Source organism: Streptomyces sp. NPDC008238, from assembly GCF_042956445.1.
Lineage (GTDB): Bacteria > Actinomycetota > Actinomycetes > Streptomycetales > Streptomycetaceae > Actinacidiphila.
The window spans coordinates 112835-130276 of record NZ_JBIBGK010000012.1; the positions used below are offsets into that span (position 1 = coordinate 112835).

General features: G+C 71.1%; 17 protein-coding genes. 11 read left to right on the forward strand and 6 right to left on the reverse strand.

Annotation, left to right across the window (positions count from 1 at the left end; genetic code table 11):
• The first annotated feature begins 23 nt into the window (after positions 1 to 23).
• From ACFZAU_RS24185 to ACFZAU_RS24210, 6 genes are all read left to right on the forward strand, one after another.
• Positions 24 to 773, forward strand: a complete 750-nt coding sequence (locus tag ACFZAU_RS24185; RefSeq protein ID WP_500553965.1) for a substrate-binding domain-containing protein — start codon at positions 24 to 26, stop codon at positions 771 to 773.
• A 112-nt stretch (positions 774 to 885) separates the two neighbouring features.
• Positions 886 to 1665, forward strand: a complete 780-nt coding sequence (locus ACFZAU_RS24190; protein WP_500553893.1) for a hypothetical protein — start codon at positions 886 to 888, stop codon at positions 1663 to 1665.
• Between the two features lie 16 nt (positions 1666 to 1681).
• Positions 1682 to 1900 (forward strand): hypothetical protein, encoded by a 219-nt coding sequence (locus ACFZAU_RS24195; protein WP_500553894.1) that lies wholly within the window; start codon positions 1682 to 1684, stop codon positions 1898 to 1900.
• Between the two features lie 821 nt (positions 1901 to 2721).
• The gene (locus ACFZAU_RS24200; protein ID WP_500553895.1) at positions 2722 to 3360 is read left to right on the forward strand and encodes a hypothetical protein; all 639 of its coding nucleotides are present in this window, start codon (positions 2722 to 2724) and stop codon (positions 3358 to 3360) included.
• Positions 3361 to 3552: 192 nt separating this feature from the next.
• Entirely contained in the window at positions 3553 to 3921 is a 369-nt protein-coding gene (locus ACFZAU_RS24205; protein WP_500553896.1) for a DUF6193 family natural product biosynthesis protein, read from the forward strand.
• Between the two features lie 248 nt (positions 3922 to 4169).
• A complete protein-coding gene (locus ACFZAU_RS24210; RefSeq protein ID WP_500553897.1) occupies positions 4170 to 4760 on the forward strand; it encodes a DUF4240 domain-containing protein in 591 nt (196 codons plus the stop codon).
• A gap of 240 nt (positions 4761 to 5000) precedes the next feature.
• Here ACFZAU_RS24210 and ACFZAU_RS24215 read toward each other — a convergent pair whose 3' ends face one another.
• Both ACFZAU_RS24215 and glnA2 read right to left on the reverse strand, forming a co-directional pair.
• Positions 5001 to 5213 carry a hypothetical protein gene (locus ACFZAU_RS24215; RefSeq protein WP_500553898.1) on the reverse strand — a complete coding sequence of 71 codons (213 nt, stop codon included), beginning with the start codon at positions 5211 to 5213 and terminating at the stop codon, positions 5001 to 5003.
• A 287-nt stretch (positions 5214 to 5500) separates the two neighbouring features.
• Positions 5501 to 6862 carry a glutamine synthetase family protein gene (gene glnA2 / locus ACFZAU_RS24220; RefSeq protein ID WP_499598257.1) on the reverse strand — a complete coding sequence of 454 codons (1362 nt, stop codon included), beginning with the start codon at positions 6860 to 6862 and terminating at the stop codon, positions 5501 to 5503.
• A 270-nt stretch (positions 6863 to 7132) separates the two neighbouring features.
• Between glnA2 and ACFZAU_RS24225 the strand changes: the two genes are divergently transcribed.
• Entirely contained in the window at positions 7133 to 8890 is a 1758-nt protein-coding gene (locus ACFZAU_RS24225; protein WP_500553899.1) for an NAD+ synthase, read from the forward strand.
• Positions 8891 to 9492: 602 nt separating this feature from the next.
• Here ACFZAU_RS24225 and ACFZAU_RS24230 read toward each other — a convergent pair.
• The 4 genes from ACFZAU_RS24230 to ACFZAU_RS24245 all read right to left on the reverse strand — a co-directional run bounded on the left by ACFZAU_RS24230 (position 9493) and on the right by ACFZAU_RS24245 (position 14251).
• Positions 9493 to 10722: an MFS transporter gene (locus ACFZAU_RS24230; protein WP_500553900.1), complete on the reverse strand. Its 1230-nt coding sequence runs from the start codon at positions 10720 to 10722 to the stop codon at positions 9493 to 9495.
• Positions 10723 to 10816: 94 nt separating this feature from the next.
• Positions 10817 to 11737 carry an endonuclease/exonuclease/phosphatase family protein gene (locus tag ACFZAU_RS24235; RefSeq protein WP_499599310.1) on the reverse strand — a complete coding sequence of 307 codons (921 nt, stop codon included), beginning with the start codon at positions 11735 to 11737 and terminating at the stop codon, positions 10817 to 10819.
• A gap of 268 nt (positions 11738 to 12005) precedes the next feature.
• Entirely contained in the window at positions 12006 to 12650 is a 645-nt protein-coding gene (locus tag ACFZAU_RS24240) for a TetR/AcrR family transcriptional regulator (protein WP_500553901.1), read from the reverse strand.
• The gene (locus tag ACFZAU_RS24245) at positions 12647 to 14251 is read right to left on the reverse strand and encodes a DHA2 family efflux MFS transporter permease subunit (protein WP_499598265.1); all 1605 of its coding nucleotides are present in this window, start codon (positions 14249 to 14251) and stop codon (positions 12647 to 12649) included. The genes ACFZAU_RS24240 and ACFZAU_RS24245 overlap by 4 nt, the downstream gene beginning before the upstream one ends.
• A 169-nt stretch (positions 14252 to 14420) precedes the next feature.
• Here ACFZAU_RS24245 and panB point away from each other — a divergent pair, with 169 nt between their 5' ends.
• From panB to ACFZAU_RS24265, 4 genes are all read left to right on the forward strand, one after another.
• Positions 14421 to 15311: a 3-methyl-2-oxobutanoate hydroxymethyltransferase gene (panB, locus tag ACFZAU_RS24250; protein WP_499598268.1), complete on the forward strand. Its 891-nt coding sequence runs from the start codon at positions 14421 to 14423 to the stop codon at positions 15309 to 15311.
• A 201-nt stretch (positions 15312 to 15512) separates the two neighbouring features.
• On the forward strand, positions 15513 to 16058 hold the full coding sequence (locus ACFZAU_RS24255) for a hypothetical protein (protein WP_499598269.1): 546 nt from the start codon (positions 15513 to 15515) through the stop codon (positions 16056 to 16058).
• Positions 16058 to 16651 carry a sigma-70 family RNA polymerase sigma factor gene (locus ACFZAU_RS24260; protein WP_384290942.1) on the forward strand — a complete coding sequence of 198 codons (594 nt, stop codon included), beginning with the start codon at positions 16058 to 16060 and terminating at the stop codon, positions 16649 to 16651. Before ACFZAU_RS24255 ends, ACFZAU_RS24260 begins: the two co-directional genes overlap by 1 nt.
• The gene (locus tag ACFZAU_RS24265; RefSeq protein WP_499598271.1) at positions 16648 to 17358 is read left to right on the forward strand and encodes an anti-sigma factor family protein; all 711 of its coding nucleotides are present in this window, start codon (positions 16648 to 16650) and stop codon (positions 17356 to 17358) included. The genes ACFZAU_RS24260 and ACFZAU_RS24265 overlap by 4 nt, the downstream gene beginning before the upstream one ends.
• The last annotated feature ends 84 nt before the right edge of the window (positions 17359 to 17442 follow it).

Sequence of the window (17442 nt, forward strand, 5' to 3'; positions counted from 1 at the left end):
TGGGCGTACGGCTCTTCGACCGCATGCCGCGCGGCGCCCGGCTCACCGGCGCCGGACGGCGCCTGGTGGCGGAGGCCGAGGACGTCCTCGAGGCGGAGACGCGCCTGCGCGGCACGGCGGCCGGGGACGCCCGCTCCGGAGGGACCGTCGTCCTCGGCGCCGGGGACACGCTCTGCTCGACGCACGTACCCCGGGTCGTCGCCGCCCTGCGCCGCACCCACCCCGGCATCGACGTCCACCTGCACCCGGCGGGCACCGAGGCGGCCGTGGAGGGGCTGCGGGCCGGACGCCTCGACGCCGCCCTGCTCCTGGAGGACCAGGTCGCCCTGCCCGACATGACCGCCCGGCCGCTCGCCGCCGAACCGCTGGTCCTCATCGCCGCCCCGGACCACCCGCTCGCGGCGTCCGGCCGACCGCTCACCTGGCAGGACCTCGCCGGGGAGACCTTCTTCCTCCACGAGGAGGGCTGCTCCTACAGCGACCGCGTCGCCCGCGAGCTCCTCGCCGTCCACGACGCCGTCCACGACGCACGGCCGCGGCTGACCCGGTTCGGCAGCAGCGAGGCCGCCCGCAACTGCGTCGCCGCGGGCCTCGGCCTCGGCGTCCTCCCCCGTGCCACCGTGCGCACCGCCCTGCGCGAGGGCACCCTCACCGCCGTCACGGGCCCCCACCTCCCCGACGTGCCCGTCCAGCTCGTCCGCCGGCGCGGCCGCTGGACCTCCCCCGCGATCCGGGCCGTCCTCGACGCGCTGACCGCGCACTTCGCGCGGTAGCGCGGCGGCCCGCCGGGCGCGCGGGAGCCGCTGCGGGCCGTCCGTGCGTCAGGCACACAGGCTGTGGAAACCCGGCACGTACGAAGTCCCGCAAGCCCGGTTGAATGTGCGGGTGACGAAGTGGGAGCACCAGTACGCCGCCCATCCCCCCGAGCGCGTCCCGGCGCTCCTGGACCGGGTCGAGGCCGGGACGGGGACCACGGAAACCTGGCGCGAGCTGTGGAACCTGCTGTGCATCGACGGGGAGACCTTCGTACCCGGGAGCCCCGCCGCACTGCCGCGGCTGGTCGTCCTGGCCCGGGGCGAACCGGCGGCGCTGGCCATCGCCGAGGCGATCGTGTGCAACGCGATGACGGACGACGAGGGCGAGCGCATGTTCGTCGAGAGCGCCGACGCCATCGAGGAACTCCGCGAACTGGTCGACCGGCGTCTGCGGAAGCGCCCGGCCGGCTTCGTCCAGGGCTTCCGCACCCTCCTGGCGATCGCGGGGCAGTTCCACTGGAGCGCCGCCCTGGGCGACTTCAGCGACGACTTCTACGAAATGGCCTGCCCGCACTGCTCCCTGACCGTGACCGTCGCCATCGGCGGTCACGGTCGCTACTCCGCCTACCGGGACTGGGACGCCGGCGACATCGACAGGCGCGACCTGCGGCCGGCGACCGTCGCGGAACTCGACGGCACGGGCCGGTGGATGCACGACCTCGCGGTCCGTGACAGCCAGCACCAGGTGGCCGAAGGCATCACGTACCTCATGGGCCGCGCGGAATGCCCCCGTTGCGCCGGCGTCTTCCGCATCGCGGACGAGTACGCAGCCGCCAACCTCCCCCCGATGCCCTCGCTACGGTGCCTCGGGGACGACGACCCGGTCCGGACCCGGGCCGGCGAGAGCTGATCAGGGGGAAGCCACCGTGCCGGGAGACGAAGTGGTCAGGGCCCTGCTGACCGCGGTGGCGACCTTGGAGGACCTCGTCCAGGTGGGACACGACGCACACACGGCGTTGAGCACCCTGAGCCCGGACGAACGCCGCCGGTTCCTCAACGCCCTGGAGCGCGTCGCCACGGACGAGCCGGACCAGGCCACGTGGATGCTGGGGCTCCCGGACGCACTGGGCCTCGACCGCCCCTGACCAACGACGTACGGCATCCCGCTGGACCGCAATGCTTGACCCGGCCGCAAATCCCCCGTCCCCGGCACCGGGCATGCCCGCTCCCCGGGTGGGCAACGAGCACGGGCCTCGCGGGGCCGCTCAGCCCGACCGCTTGGCCCGGCGAGCCTGCCGGCGCTTCCGGGATTTCTCCCCGAGGCTGCCGGCGGCCATCGCCACCAGCGCGAAGCAGGCGGGGCCCGTCCACCCCATGGGATCGTCGTCGATGGCCCTGCTCAGGAGCCAGAACAAGACGGTGGATACGAGCCACCCGACTGCGAACGACCCGATCACAGGCCAGGTAGGCCACCGCTTATGCACCTTCGGAGCCTATCCGCCCCGCATTCACGCCAGCCTGCCGGTCCCTGCCCAGGCGTGGGAGGATGCCGTCCATGACGTACATCCGAAGGGGCAGTGCCGCGTAGAAGACCGGCTTCGCTTCGGCCTCGAGATCGCGGGCGGGGAAGCCCCTGGATTCGCTATCGCGATGTCCCCGGTCTGTCCGGAGCGGCGAACGCTGCCATCCGCGTGCTCGAACGGGAGCGGTTGTGTCCGGGCATCGTGTCGGTGGCGCTGAGTGTGTGGTCGGTGCGCGTCCACGGCACCAGGCGCCGGTGGAGGCCCTGGGAGGCCGAGTTCACGTGCCCATGCTGTGACGAGGGCTGGGCTCGGGACGAGCTGCAGCAGGCTCTGCTTCTCCTACCGTCGACCGCCGCCGCCGAACTCCGTTTGCGGGTCGAGCGCCTGGACGCGGTCCTGCTCCGACGAACGCACCACGAGCCCCTGTCGGACCCGGATGTGGCGTGGTGGCACCGCAGGTGCTGACCACGTCCGGGCCGACCCTCACGCCAACCCCTGATGCGCGGGTCGTGAGACTGGTGAGCGATCATCGTGCGATGGATATGGGTGTGTGGCCGGTGCTCCCGGACACGGAACGGGATCAGTGGGTCTACCTCCCCGGGCGGACCCTGGGGCCGCTGCGCATGGACATGCACCGGGAAGAGGTCATCGCGGCTCTGGCCGCACACGGCTTCACCACCCAGCCCGACGGATACAGCCCGGGGTGGGACCCCGTGCGCTTCGTCAAGGAAGGCGCCCCCCTGAGACAGGCATCGGTGGATTGCTATTTCTACACGGACGGAGAGCTGGCCTACGTCCAGGTCGACGGACGCCTCGGCCCCCAGGTGACCTGTGAGGGAATCCAGCTCATCGGCCGTGTCCCTTCGGAGCTCGCGCAGGAGATGGAAGCTCACGCGACCAGGTACGACACCGGCCTGCGGGGCAGCCTCACAGGAGACTTCTTTTGCGACGGCTTCCAACTCGAACTCGGAGCTCAACGCGTGGGCGACCGAGTCGTGTCCTGGGCCCTGTTCTTCGTCTCGGGAGACGACCACTCCAACACGCGCGACAACGCACCCAGAACAGTCTGGCACCGCTGGTAGACCGCACCGAGTTGACCTCCGCGTTGAACGCCTTCATAGGGGGCGGGGAAGGGCATCGTGGCCTGCATCTTCCGACGGCCTGCTTTGCCAGTCGGCCGTCGGACGGGGGCGGTTGCTGCGGTCGCGGTACCGCGCTGCCGTACCGACACAGAGACCTTGCCAGCCGCCTGTCGGACGCAGGATCGTACGGCCATGTCCGAAGCCCCTGATGTTGAGACTGCGTGGACACGGCTGCTGGAACGTCGGCCGAATACCCGAGGCGCGCTCGACGACACGTTGCCGCCCATCGCGGCTGCCGCATACGCGGAGCCTGCGCTGCGCAGCCTCTTCCCTTTTCCCACCCACGGCACGCTCAAGTTCATCCGTCACGCTCCCCCATGGCACGAGCCTCCGGTTGATGATCTGCCGTTCATCGTGCTGGGCGAGCCGCCATATGGCGTCTACACGTCCGGTTACAGGACCCGCCTCGGAGAGGCAGCGACGGCTGAGGACGCCATCGGCCTGGTGGTGGCTCACCTGCCTCCGGATCTGGGCGACGACGCAGCAGGCCAACAATCTTGACGACCGTCGAGACAGCGATGTCACCGTGGGTTCACATCCCACCGTCTCCTCAGTAAGTCGGCGAAGGCGCTGGACAGAAGGGGGTGCCCCAAAACACGGAGGCGCCCCTTCTTCGTGCTCGATGACACCGTGCTTCCCCGCGGTTTCCCGTGCCATCGGACACGCCAGGGGCACGAAGCCTGGGAAGGACTGAGATTCAGGGGCAGGCTGCGACAGGTCTTGTCAGAGACGCCTGGCAGAGTGCCCACGTGGACATTGACTCCTTCTGGTCCCTCATCGAGGCGTGCCGACAGCAAGCCCTGAGTCGGGATGATCGGCTTGAGTGGCTGCGCGGTGAGTTGTCGCAGAAGTCACCGGCGGAGATCGTGGAGTTTCAGGTATGCCTGGATCAGGTGACTGCGAATGCGTTCACTTGGGATCTGGTGGCAGCCGCAGAGCGGATCTTCGGTGGCTGGTGTTCGGACGACGGCTTCTGCTACTTCGGTCTCTGGATGGTGGGGCTGGGGCGCGAGGCTTTCGAGCGCGCGGTGGCCGACCCTGACGCCCTGGCCCGCACGCCTGAGGTCCGGCGTCTGGTGGGGCGTCCTCGGAGTGAGTGGGGTGGTGCCTGGCCGGAATGGGAGTCGCTCGATTACGTTGCGTTGGAAGCCCATGAGCTGGTGGCAGGAGAATCCGACGATTGCGGCGATGCGTTCTACGACGCCGTGAATGCCCGGGCGAGCAGTGGTGCGGGGCCCCGAGGCCCCGCCGGCGAGCGTTGGGACGTCCGCGATGAAGCGGAGGCAAGCCGCAAACTGCCGAGGCTGAGCAGTGTCTTCCCACTCACCGTCGGGACATGAGGGCCCGGCGCGTTGGGGGTGCAGCTTCCCGCCTGTGCCCGGGCATGGCCCGGAGCTCCAGTTTGGAAGGCTGAGGCTGCGGACCCTGTCTCACCTGGGCAGACGCTGCCGCAGCAACGTGGTCTATTCACCGCTGTGCCCCGTGGCTCCCCGTTCGGCACCGCCTCACCTGACACGGCTGTGGCACGCCCGACCCCCTCGATGCGAACCTTGGGCGCGTGGCGCCGTGCACTGCGAGGATCACCGGTCGATCAGGGTGACGACGGTACCCAGCACGAAGAGGCTCCCCCAGGAGATCAAAAAATATGGGGCAACTTTAGCGATGATCTTGTCGGTCTTCCGGCGGCCATGTCTGTCTGGCCCTCGTACGACGGGAGCCGTTGGAGCCTGCTCGACTTGTCGTCGAAGGTAGATTCCTGCGGCGATCGCGCCCAGCCCAAGCAACAGCATCACGACGTATGAGTAGACCGCTGTGGCTCCTGTCAGTTCACACTGCCCGTTTCGCCAGATCTCGCCGCTTCCGCACTTGGCCATGGGTTCCCTCCCCGAGCGGCCGCCCGTGCGCGCGGTCGGCCAACGAGGGCTGAGGGTACCTGCGAGCGCGGGCATGCAAGCCAATACGGCTGGTGCGCAGAGGCGCGGAGCGTGAGCGACGCTGGGATGCCGAATGCCGAGCAGCGAGGGAAGGACACGCCGGGCCGGCAGCGTCGCGCTGCCGGCCCGGATCGCGCCGTACGGGGCTACAGGTTCGGGAGGTTCTTCCGGAGCTCGAAGGCCGTGACCTCGCTCCGGTACTCCTCCCACTCCTGCTTCTTGTTGCGCAGGAAGAAGTCGAAGACGTGCTCCCCCAGGGTCTCGGCGACCAGCTCGCTGCGCTCCATGAGGGTGATGGCCTCGCCCAGGTTCTGCGGGAGGGGCTGGATGCCGAGGGCGCGGCGCTCGCCGTCGGAGAGGGCCCAGACGTCGTCGTCGGCGCCGGGCGGGAGCTCGTAGCCCTCCTCGATGCCCTTCAGGCCCGCGGCCAGGAGGACGGCGTAGGCGAGGTAGGGGTTGGCGCCGGAGTCGAGGGAGCGGACCTCGACCCGGGTGGAGCCGGTCTTGCCGGGCTTGTACATCGGGACGCGGATGAGCGCGGACCGGTTGTTGTGGCCCCAGCAGATGTACGAGGGGGCCTCGCCGCCGGCGCCCGCGGTGCGGTTGGCGCCGCCCCAGATGCGCTTGTACGAGTTGACCCACTGGTTGGTGACCGCGGAGATCTCGTCGGCGTGCCGGAGCAGGCCCGCGATGAAGGAACGGCCGACCTTGGACAGCTGGTACTCGGCGCCGGACTCGTGGAAGGCGTTGCGGTCGCCCTCGAAGAGGGAGAGGTGCGTGTGCATGCCGGAGCCGGGGTGCTGGCTGAAGGGCTTGGGCATGAACGTGGCGTTCACCCCCTGCTCCAGCGCGACCTGCTTCATGACCAGCCGGAAGGTCATGACGTTGTCGGCGGTGGACAGCGCGTCCGCGTACCGCAGGTCGATCTCCTGCTGGCCGGGGGCGCCCTCGTGGTGGGAGAACTCCACCGAGATGCCCATCGACTCCAGCATCGTGATGGCCTGGCGGCGGAAGTCCTGGCCCACGTTCTGCGGGGTGTGGTCGAAGTAGCCGGAGTTGTCGGCGGGCACCGGCACGGTGCCGTCCAGCGGCAGGTTCTTCAGCAGGAAGAACTCGATCTCCGGGTGCGTGTAGAAGGTGAACCCGAGGTCGGAGGCCTTGGCCAGGGACCGCTTGAGGACGAAGCGGGGGTCGGCGTACGACGGCGAACCGTCCGGCATGAGGATGTCGCAGAACATCCGGGCGGTCCCGGGGGCCTCGGCGCGCCACGGCAGGATCTGGAAGGTGCCGGGGTCGGGCTTGGCGATCATGTCCGACTCGTACACCCGGGCGAAGCCCTCGATCGCGGACCCGTCGAAGCCGATGCCCTCGTCGAAGGCCTGCTCCAGCTCGGCCGGCGCCACGGCGACCGACTTGAGGTAACCCAGCACGTCGGTGAACCACAGCCGCACGAATCGGATGTCGCGCTCCTCGAGGGTGCGGAGCACGAACTCCTGCTGCTTATCCATAGCTATCCAACCTCACAGGTCATGGGGCCTGTTGTCCGTGCCGACTCGAACGAGGGCCGGACCAGTATCGCGCGACGGGGTTACCGGCCTGTTTCGGCGGCCGCCGGGACCGCCGGACACCCCTCGTCACCATTGTGATGCACCCTTGCGATCTTGACACAGGGGGACGACCCCGGAAAGGCCCGTCCGCCACGGCGTACGGGGCCGAGTGCGCGACTCCACAGGCGCCGCCCACGACATCGCGTCGATTTGACGATTACACTGGGCCGCGTGCCTCAACTTCGCCTCGCCCTGAATCAGATCGACTCCACCGTCGGCGACCTCGCCGGGAACGCGGAGTCGGTAGTGCGCTGGACCCGGCACGCGGCCGAACAGGGAGCCCACCTCGTGGCCTTCCCGGAGATGGCGCTGACCGGGTACCCCGTGGAGGACCTCGCGCTGCGCTCCTCCTTCGTCGAAGCCAGCCGTGCCGCCCTGGAGGCCCTCGCCGAGCGCCTGGCGGCCGAGGGCTTCGGGGAGCTGCCGGTGGTCGTCGGCTACCTCGACCGCAGCGAGAAGGCCCAGCCCCGCTACGGCCAGCCCGCCGGCTCGCCGCGCAACGCCGCCGCCGTGCTGCACGGCGGGAAGGTCGTGCTCAAGTTCGCCAAGCACCACCTGCCGAACTACGGCGTCTTCGACGAGTTCCGCTACTTCGTGCCCGGCGACACCCTCCCGGTGATCCGCGTGCACGGGGTCGACGTCGCCCTCGCCATCTGCGAGGACCTGTGGCAGGACGGCGGCCGCGTGCCCGCCGCCCGCACCGCCGGCGCCGGGCTGCTGCTGTCCGTCAACGCCTCCCCGTACGAGGTCGCCAAGGACGACACCCGCCTCGACCTGGTGCGCAAGCGCGCCCAGGAGGCCGGCTGCACCCTCGCCTACCTGGCCATGATCGGCGGTCAGGACGAGCTCGTCTTCGACGGCGACTCGATCGTCGTCTCCGAGGACGGCGAGGTGATCGCCCGGGCCCCGCAGTTCGAGGAGGGCTGCGTCCTGGTCGACCTGGACCTGCCCGCCGCGGACACCACCAAGGTGCCGGGCGGCATCGCCGACGACGGCCTTGAGATCGAGCACGTCACCCTCTCCGCCGAGCCGCTCCCGGCGTACGAGCCCGAGGTCCGCGGTGGCGAGGCCCCGCGGCTCGGCGACGACGAGGAGGTCTACACCGCGCTGGTCGTGGGCCTGCGGGCGTACGTCGCCAAGAACGGCTTCCGCTCCGTGCTGATCGGCCTCTCCGGCGGCATCGACTCCGCGCTCGTCGCGGCCCTCGCCTGCGACGCGGTCGGCGCGGCCAACGTGTACGGCGTCTCCATGCCGTCGCGGTACTCCTCCGACCACTCCAAGGACGACGCCGCCGAGCTGGCCCGGCGCACCGGGCTGAACTACCGCACCGTCCCGATCGGGCCGATGTTCGACGCCTACATGGCGTCCCTGGGGCTGACCGGGCTGGCGGAGGAGAACCTCCAGTCCCGCCTGCGTGGCACGACGCTCATGGCCATCTCCAACCAGGAGAAGCACATCGTCCTGGCCCCGGGCAACAAGAGCGAGCTGGCGGTCGGCTACTCCACGCTGTACGGCGACTCGGTCGGGGCGTACGGGCCGATCAAGGACGTCTACAAGACGACCGTCTTCCGCCTCGCGCGCTGGCGCAACCAGGCCGCGGCGGAGCGCGGCCAGACCCCGCCGATCCCCGAGAACTCCATCGCCAAGCCCCCGAGCGCGGAGCTGCGGCCCGGCCAGGTCGACACGGACTCTCTGCCGGACTACGACGTCCTGGACCAGGTGCTGGCGATGTACGTCGACCAGGACAAGGGACGCGACGCGATCGTGGCCGCCGGGTTCGACGGGGAGCTGGTGGCGAAGGTGCTGCGGATGGTGGACACCGCGGAGTACAAGCGGAGGCAGTACCCGCCGGGGACGAAGATCTCGGCGAAGGGGTTCGGCAAGGACCGCAGGCTGCCCATCACGAACCGCTGGCGCGAACACGTGTGACGCTGCGCTGACGGTCCGGGGCCGGTGGTTGCGGCCGGGTTGTCCGCGCCTACGGCCGGGCGCCTCGATGGTCTGAGGCGCCCGGGCCGGGGCGATGGTGCCCGTGGGCGAGCGCGGGTTCGTCTCGCGCCGCGCCGGAGCGGGGCCGGTTGTTCGTCCGGCTCGGGTCTGTTGCCGTCCGCGGGTCTGGATGGCCGGTGACCACGCCCACCCTCCGTGGGTGGCGGGCCCGCCGTGACCGGCGTCTGCGGGTGCTTCCCCGATCCGACATCGGGCTCTGTTCCGACGTATATACCGCCGAAAGCGAGCCCGATCTCCCGCCGATCCCCCGACAGCACCCCGAAATATCCGCAGACGCAGGTAACGGCAGGCGCGCCCACCACCGGCAGTAGGCGTGGCAACCGGCCATCCATACCCGCGGACGGCAACGAGACCGACACCGCCGGAAAGGCAACCCGCTCCGGCGCCTGAACCGCAGCCACCCACCCACCCGCACATTGCCGAGTTGGAGCGCCCCCCACCCGCCCCTCCGCAGCCCGCCGCTGTGCGCCCGCAGGGCGCGAGACGGCGCGGCAGCCGGCGACGGCGCACCGGCGGCGCCGTCAGCCCACCCGCTCCGCGGACCGCACCACCGCGTCGGACGCCACGACGACCCGGGACGAGGACGACCCTGCAGCCGGCACCCTGGCCGCACGCCGCTCCCACAGCCCCGCGACGGCCGCGATGCCCAGTCCCACGACCGCCAGCCCCGCACCCGCCACGGCGGGGGCGGCGTAGCCGAGGCCGCGCGCGAGCACGACCCCGCCGAGCCAGGCGCCTCCCGCGTTGGCCAGGTTGAACGCGGCCTGGTTCGCGGCGGAGGCCAGCGCGGGAGCGTGCCGGGCCTTGTCCATGACGAGCATCATCATGGGCGACCCCGTCGCGAAGGCCGCGATGCCGAGCAGGACGACCGAGAGCGCCGCGCTCCACCGGGCGTGCGCGGTGACCGTGAACAGCAGCAGGACGACCGTCAGGGCGCCGAGCCCGCCGAGGAGGGAGGGCTGCAGGGCGCGGTCGGCGAGGCGGCCGCCGAGCAGGTTGCCGATGGTCGCGCCGACGCCGAAGAGGGCGAGGACGAGCGTGACGCTGCTCTCCCCGAACCCGGCGACCTCGGTGAGCATGGGCGTGACGTAGCTGTAGACCGCGAAGACCGCGGCGAAGCCGAAGATCGTGGTGCCGAGCGCCAGCCAGACCTGGCCGCTGCGGAAGGCCGAGAGTTCCCTGCGCAGGCCGCCGCCCGGGGCGAGGGGGATACGGGGGACGAGCAGGGCGATGCCCGCGATGGCGGCGAGGCCGATGACGCCGACGGTGAGGAAGGTGGCCCGCCACCCGAGGTGCTGGCCGAGGAGGGTGGCGGCGGGGACGCCCACGATGTTCGCGACGGTGAGCCCGGCGATCATCAGGGAGACGGCGCGGGCCTTGCGCGCGGGGTCGACCATGCTCGCGGCGACGACGGCGCCGACGCCGAAGAAGGCGCCGTGCGGGAGCCCGGAGAGCACCCGTCCGGCGAGCAGCCAGCCGAAGCCGGGGGCGAGGGCGGAGAGCGTGTTGCCGACGGTGAAGAGGGCCATGAGGGAGAGGAGCAGGGCCTTGCGCGGCATGCGTGTGGTGACCGCGGCGAGGAGGGGGGCACCTATGACGACGCCGAGGGCGTAGCCGGAGACGAGATAACCGGCGGTCGGGATGGAGGTGTGCAGGTCGTCCGCGACGTCGGGCAGCAGGCCCATCATCACGAACTCCGTCGTACCGATGCCGAATGCGCTGATCGCCAGTGCGAGCAGGGCGAGAGGCATGACAGGCCTTTCCGGGGCAGGGTCGGGAGCAGTTATAAGTTTAACTGCGGAACAAAGTCTGCCCGGCCCGTTCTTCCCGTGGGCGAAGAACTCGTTACGGGAGCGCTACCTTCGCCGCCACCGGCCGGTGGTCGCTGCCCGTGGCGGGCAGCACCCAGGAGTCGGTCGGCTCCGCTCCCCGGACGAGGATCTGGTCGATGCGGGCGGTGGGGAAGCCGGCCGGCCAGCTGAAGCCGAAGCCGTCGCCCGCGGCGCCCTGCGTGGAGCGCATCTGGGAGGTGATGTTGGCGAGCGCACGGTCGTTCATCGTCCCGTTGAGGTCGCCCATGAGGATCACGTCGGGCATCTTCTCGTCCGCGACGGCCTCACCGAGCGCGTCGGCGCTGCGGTCGCGCTCGCCGGCGGTGAAGCCCGCGTTGAACTTGACCCGCACCGAGGGCAGATGGGCGACGTAGACCGCGACCTTCCCGTGCGGTGTGGCGGCGGTGGCGCGCAGGGCGCGGGTCCAGCCGAGCCGGATGTCCACCGGCCGCACCTGGCTGAGCGGGAACCTGCTCCACAGGCCGACGGTGCCCAGCCTGGCGTGGTACGGGTAGCGGGCCTTCAGCCCAGACTCGTAGACGGAGGCCTTCCCGGCGGGGATCTCCTCCAGCGCCACGAGGTCGGCCCCTGAGCCGACCAGGGCCTGGGCGGTGCGGGCGGGGTCGGCGTTGTCGGCGTTGACGTTGTGCGTCACCACTGTGAGGTCACCGCCGCCGGTGTGCTTGTCCGTGAGGAGCCCGCCGAAGAAGTGCAGCCACACCACGACCGGCAGCAGGACGGCGATCAGCGCGGTCGCCGAGCGCCGCAGCAGGCCCACCACCAGCAGCACCGGCAGGACGAGCCCGAGCCACGGCAGGAAGGTCTCCAGCAGACTGCCCAGGTTGCCGACCCGGTTGGGCACCGCGCCGTGAAAGGCCATCACCACCGTGACGGCGACGGCCAGTACGGCCGTGACGATCCCCCGCCGCCACATGCCGTCGCCGAACGCCCAGTACCGCCGGAAGCGTCCGAAACGTCCGTTCGCACCCGAACCCTGCGGCTCGTCGCCGCTGTCGGTGGTCACGTCCGCGTCGTACGCCTGTGCCATGGGGGGAGTCCTCACTGTCTTGCCAGGTGCTCTGTCGACCATAGGGGATCGACGCCCGGAGGACAGGGCTCACCGGGCGACAGGTTCCCCGCCGCCCGGCGAAAAGGGCGTGCTGTGACAGAACCAGGACATTCCCCCTTGCTCCCGTGCCTGTTCAGCGCGTTGCGCGGACGCCCTGCAACACCGAGTCGACGATCAGCTCGGACAGCCCCTCCGGCAGCGTGGCGTCGGGACGCAGCATCGAACGGGACAGCATGGGGCCGATGAAGAGGTCGCCGAGGAGCTCCGGGTCGACGTCGTCGCGGAGTTCGCCGGTGCGGACGCCGCGCTGCAGGACGTCGCGGACCTGTGCGCGGCGGGCCACGATGACGGTGTCGTGGTAGGCGGCCCACAGCTCAGGCTCGGTCTGGGCCTGGGCGATGACGTTGCGCAGCAGGGCGGAGGAGCGCTTGACCAGGGCCCTGCGCCGTATGAACTCCACGCAGGTCACCAGGTCGTCGCGGACCGAGCGGCCGGCAAGCCGCGGGGTCTGCTCGTCGACGGACTTCATGACGTCGAGCATCAGCGCGTTCTTGCCCGCCCAGCGCCGGTAGACCGTGGCCTTGCCGACGCCGGCGGCGCGTGCGATGCGCTCCATCGACAGTTCACCGATGGTGGCGCCCTCCTCCAGCAGGCTGAGGACGGCCTCGATGATCGCGGTGTCGGCGGCGGCGTTGCGCGGACGGCCGCGCGGGACACGCAGGGCGGGGGCGGGGGCCGCCCCGGCGTCCGGTCCCGTCGCCGCGCGGGTGCCGGTCACCGTTCCGCCCCCACCGGGCTGGCCTCGCGTTCCTCGCCGCCCGCTGGGCGAGCCCCGGGGGTCCGGCCGGGCAGGAAGACCAGGACGACGAGCATGCCGAGCAGCGCGACGCCGCTGGCGACGTAGGCGGTGACGTGCATGGCGTCGAGGAAGGCGTCCGTGGCGGGGGCGATCAGCGCCTTGCCCGCGGGGCCCATGCCCTCGGCCACGGCGCGCGTGGCCTCGATGGACTCGCCGGCCTGGTGCTGGACCCCGGCGGGGAGGCCCGCGAGGTGGTCGGAGATGCCGTCACGGTAGACCGTCGACATCAGCGAGCCCAGGACCGCAACGCCGAGCGCCCCGCCGACCTGCCGGAAGGTGTTGTTGACGGCGGAGCCGGAGCCGGCCTTCTCGCGCGGCAGGGAGGACATGATGGCGACGGTCGCGGGCGGCATCACGTGGGCCATGGCCGTGCCCATGAGGAAGAACAGCACCTCCAGCTGCCAGATCGGGGAGTCGGCGTCGAGCAGCTGGAAGCCGAGGAAGCTGAGCGCTATCAGCCCGAGCCCGGCGGCGCAGGTGGTGCGGGCGCCGACGCGGTCGACGACCAGCCGGGCGCGGGGGGCGAAGACCAGCTGGGCGATGGCGAGCGGGAGCAGCAGCAGGCCGGACTCCAGGGCGGTGTAGCCGCGCACGCTCTGGGTGTAGAAGACCATGAAGAAGGTCACGCCCATGAGCGCGAAGAAGACCAGGCCGATCGCGGAGACCGAGGCGGAGAAGGTCGGGTTGCGGAAGTAGGAGACGTCGAACGCGGGGTGGCTGCTGCGGGCCTCGTGCCAGACGAAGGCGCCGAGCACGACGATGCCGCCGATGATGGTCGTCAGGGCGGTGGGGGCGGTGAAGTCGGCGAGCTGGCCGCCCTTGATGATGCCGTACACGAGCAGCACCAGGCCGACGATGGAGAGCAGCACGCCGACGGGGTCGAGCCGGCCCGGCCGCGGGTCGCGGGAGTCCGGGACGAGGAGCACCATCGCGACCAGGGCGACGGCGATGATCGGCACGTTCACCAGGAAGACCGAGCCCCACCAGAAGTGGTCGAGGAGCAGTCCGCCGGTGACCGGGCCGATGGCTATCGCGAGGCCCACCGCGCCGGTCCAGATGCCGATCGCCTTGGGCTGCTCCTCGCGCTCGAAGACGTTGATGATGATGGCGAGCGTGGCGGGCATCACGAAGGCGCCGCCGAAGCCCATGACCGCGCGGAAGGCGATGAGTTCGCCCGAGGAGCCGGCGAAGGCGGAGAGCACCGACCCGACGCCGAAGACGGCCATGCCGAAGAGCAGCACCTTCTTGCGGCCGAGGCGGTCGCCGAGCAGGCCCGCGGTGAACAGCAGACCGGCGAAGACCAGCGTGTAGGAGTTGATCGCCCATTCCAGCTCGCTCTGGGTGGCGCCCAGGCCGGTCGGTGCGGGCTCGGCGATGGTCTTCATCGCGACGTTGAGGATCGAGTTGTCCAGGACCACCACGAGGAGGCTGAACAGCAGGACGGTCAGGATTCCCCAGCGGCGGCGGTGTACGGCCTCGGGAACGGTGGGGCTCGGCGGCTGCGCGGTGTCGGCGGGCATGTCGCCAACGTAGCCCCGAATTCCGATACGGGACCGTTTCGTATTGTAAAACCTCGGCAAAAGGGGAGTGGCGGACGTCCCCTTTTGCGCGGGCGACGGAGCGTGTCAGCATGGAAGCGGTCCGGGGACGCCGTCAGGGCGCCTCGAGATGACACAAGGAGCAGTTGCAATGACGCACGCCGTTCCGGCTGCCCAGACGCCCGCCCCGTCCGCTCCCTCCGCTCCCGACAGCAGCAAGGCGCTGTACGGCGGCAAGGGGACACGGCGGATCACCGTCCGTGACATCGCCGCCGCCAAGGAGCGCGGCGAGAAGTGGCCCATGCTCACCGCCTACGACGCCATGACCGCCTCCGTCTTCGACGAGTCCGGCATCCCCGTGCTGCTGGTCGGCGACTCGATGGGCAACTGTCACCTCGGCTACGACAGCACCGTCCCGGTCACCCTGGACGAGATGACGATGCTGTCCGCCGCCGTCGTGCGCGGCACCAAGCGCGCGATGGTCATCGGCGACCTGCCGTTCGGCTCCTACCAGGAGGGCCCGACGCAGGCGCTGCGCAGCGCCACCCGGCTGGTCAAGGAGGCCGGGGTGGGCGCCGTGAAGCTGGAGGGCGGGGAGCGCTCCGCCCAGCAGATCGAGCTGCTCGTCCAGGCCGGCATCCCCGTGATGGCCCACATCGGCCTCACCCCGCAGTCGGTCAACGCCTTCGGCGGCTACCCCGTCCAGGGCCGCGGCGAGGAGGCCGCGCAGCAGCTGCTGCGCGACGCCAAGGCGGTGCAGAACGCCGGCGCCTTCGCCGTCGTGCTGGAGCTGGTCCCCGCCGAGCTGGCCGCGGAGGTCACCCGCATCCTGCACATCCCGACGGTCGGCATCGGCGCGGGCGTGGAGTGCGACGCCCAGGTGCTGGTCTGGACGGACTTCGCCGGGATGACCGGCGGCCGGGTGCCGCGCTTCGTCAAGCAGTACGCGGCGCTGCGCGAGACCCTCGGCGGCGCGGCGAAGGCCTTCGCCGAGGACGTCGTGGGCGGCGCCTACCCGGCCCCGGAGCACAGCTTCCACTGACCTCCCCACGACCTGTCGCGGCGCCACGCGCGACCTCCCCCCCGGCGGTGCGACCCACCGCCGGCTTCCGCCCCGGGAACCCCCTCCCCGGGGCGGAAGTTTTTTCTGGGGACGTTGAGCACACCGGCCGCCGCCCCCGTATGAGTTGGCAACCGCCCACCAGGGGCGGAGCACCGACGACACAGTGCCGGGGGCCGTGGCATGAACGTTCCGAAGTTGCGCCGATCAGTGGGGGCGGGGGCATTCGCCTCGGCCGCGCTGATCGTCGCCACCGCCTGCAACGCGGGCGTCGACGCCGCCAGTCCCCCGGTGGGCGCGATCCAGGCCTCGCAGCCGGCACCGGCCCCCGGCCTCCGGACCGTCGACAACGCCCAGCTCGGCAGGCTGGTCACCGACGAGAAGGGCTGGGTGCTGTACCGCTTCGAGAAGGACAAGCCCAACCCGCCGACGTCCAACTGCGCCGACGAGTGCGCGGCCCGGTGGCAGCCGGCCGCCGCGGTCTCGGACACCCAGGTGCAGGGCGTCGACCAGAACCTGGTCGGCAGCGTCAAGCGCCCGGACGGCACCCTGCAGCTCACGCTCAACGGAATGCCGCTCTACCACTTCACCGGCGACGAGAACCCCGGCGACACCAAGGGCCAGGGCGCCGACAGCTCCTGGTACGCGGCGACCCCGGACGGCGCGAAGGCGGGAACGACCGCGCAGCCGAAGAGCGCCTCCTCCGAGAACGGGTCAGACCAGTACTGATGGGACAGCAGGCATTGAGAGGACTCGACCCCCGTCGATCAGTAGGGCAGGATGCGCTCGTGGCCGACCATCGCTCTGGTGGGGTCCCCGAAGAGGACCTCATGCGAGCGCTCTACCGCGAACACGCGGGCGCGCTCTTCGCATACGTCCTTCGGCTGGTCGGCGGTGACCGCTACCTGGCCGAGGACGTCGTGCAGGAGACCCTCCTGCGCGCGTGGAAGAGCGCGTCCCGCCTCGACCCCGGGGCCCGTTCCCTGCGGCCGTGGTTGGTGACGGTCGCACGGCGGATCGTGATCGACGGCCACCGCAGCCGTCAGGCACGGCCCCCGGAGGCCTCCCCGGCCGCCCTCGACCAGCTCCCGGCCGAGGACGAACTCGAACGCTCCCTGAGGCTGATGACGATCTCCGACGCACTGGAAGATCTCACCGAGGCCCACCGCCAGGTGCTGATCGAAACGTACTTCAAGGGCCGGACGGTCAACGAGGCCGCGGCGGCGCTGGGGGTACCGCCCGGCACCGTGCGCTCCCGCGTCTTCTACGCCCTCCGCTCCCTGAAAATCGCTCTTGAGGAAAGGGGTGTGACCACCTCGTGACGGTCTACGGTTACGGCTCCGGGGCAGGTACCCCCCACGACCCGCACGTCGACGTCGGGGCCTACGTCCTCGGCGTGCTCGATGACGCCGACATGGCGCGCTTCGAGGAGCACCTCGCCGTCTGCCACCAGTGCGGGCAGCAGCTCGACGAGTTGAGCGGCCTCGTGCCGGTGCTCGCCGAACTCGCCCCGGCCGGTGCGGGCGCGCCCCTCCCGCCCAGCGGCGACAAGGTGCTCGGACGCCTCCTCGGCAAGGTGTCCGACGAGCGCAAGACCCGCGCCCGGCGCAGGATGTTCGCGCTCGCGGCCTCGGTGGCGCTGATCGTGGCGGCCCCGACCGCCGCGGTGCTGGCCTCCGGCGGCTCGGACGACGTGCAGGCCAGGGTGTACGCCGAGCAGTTCAAGGGCACCGACAACTCCACCGGCGTCAAGGCGACGGTCGGGGTCAACGAGAAGAAGTGGGGCAGCGAGGTCGGCCTCACCCTCGCCGGGGTCCAGGGCCCGCTGACCTGCCGGCTGGTCGTCGTCGGGAAGGACGGCTCCCAGCAGACGGTCGGCACCTGGAGCGTCCCGACGGCCGGCTACGGCACCTCCGACCAGCCCAACCCGCTCACGCTGGACGGGTCGGCGGGCATGCAGCCGGACGACATCTCCCGCTTCGACGTCGTCACGTCCCAGGGCCAGCGGCTGGTGTCGGTCACCACGTAGGCCCTGCGGGCCCGATGCCGGAGGGGGGACGCGCGATGCGCGTCCCCCCTCGGCTTTCCCCGGTGGAACGCGGTGCGGCGGGCC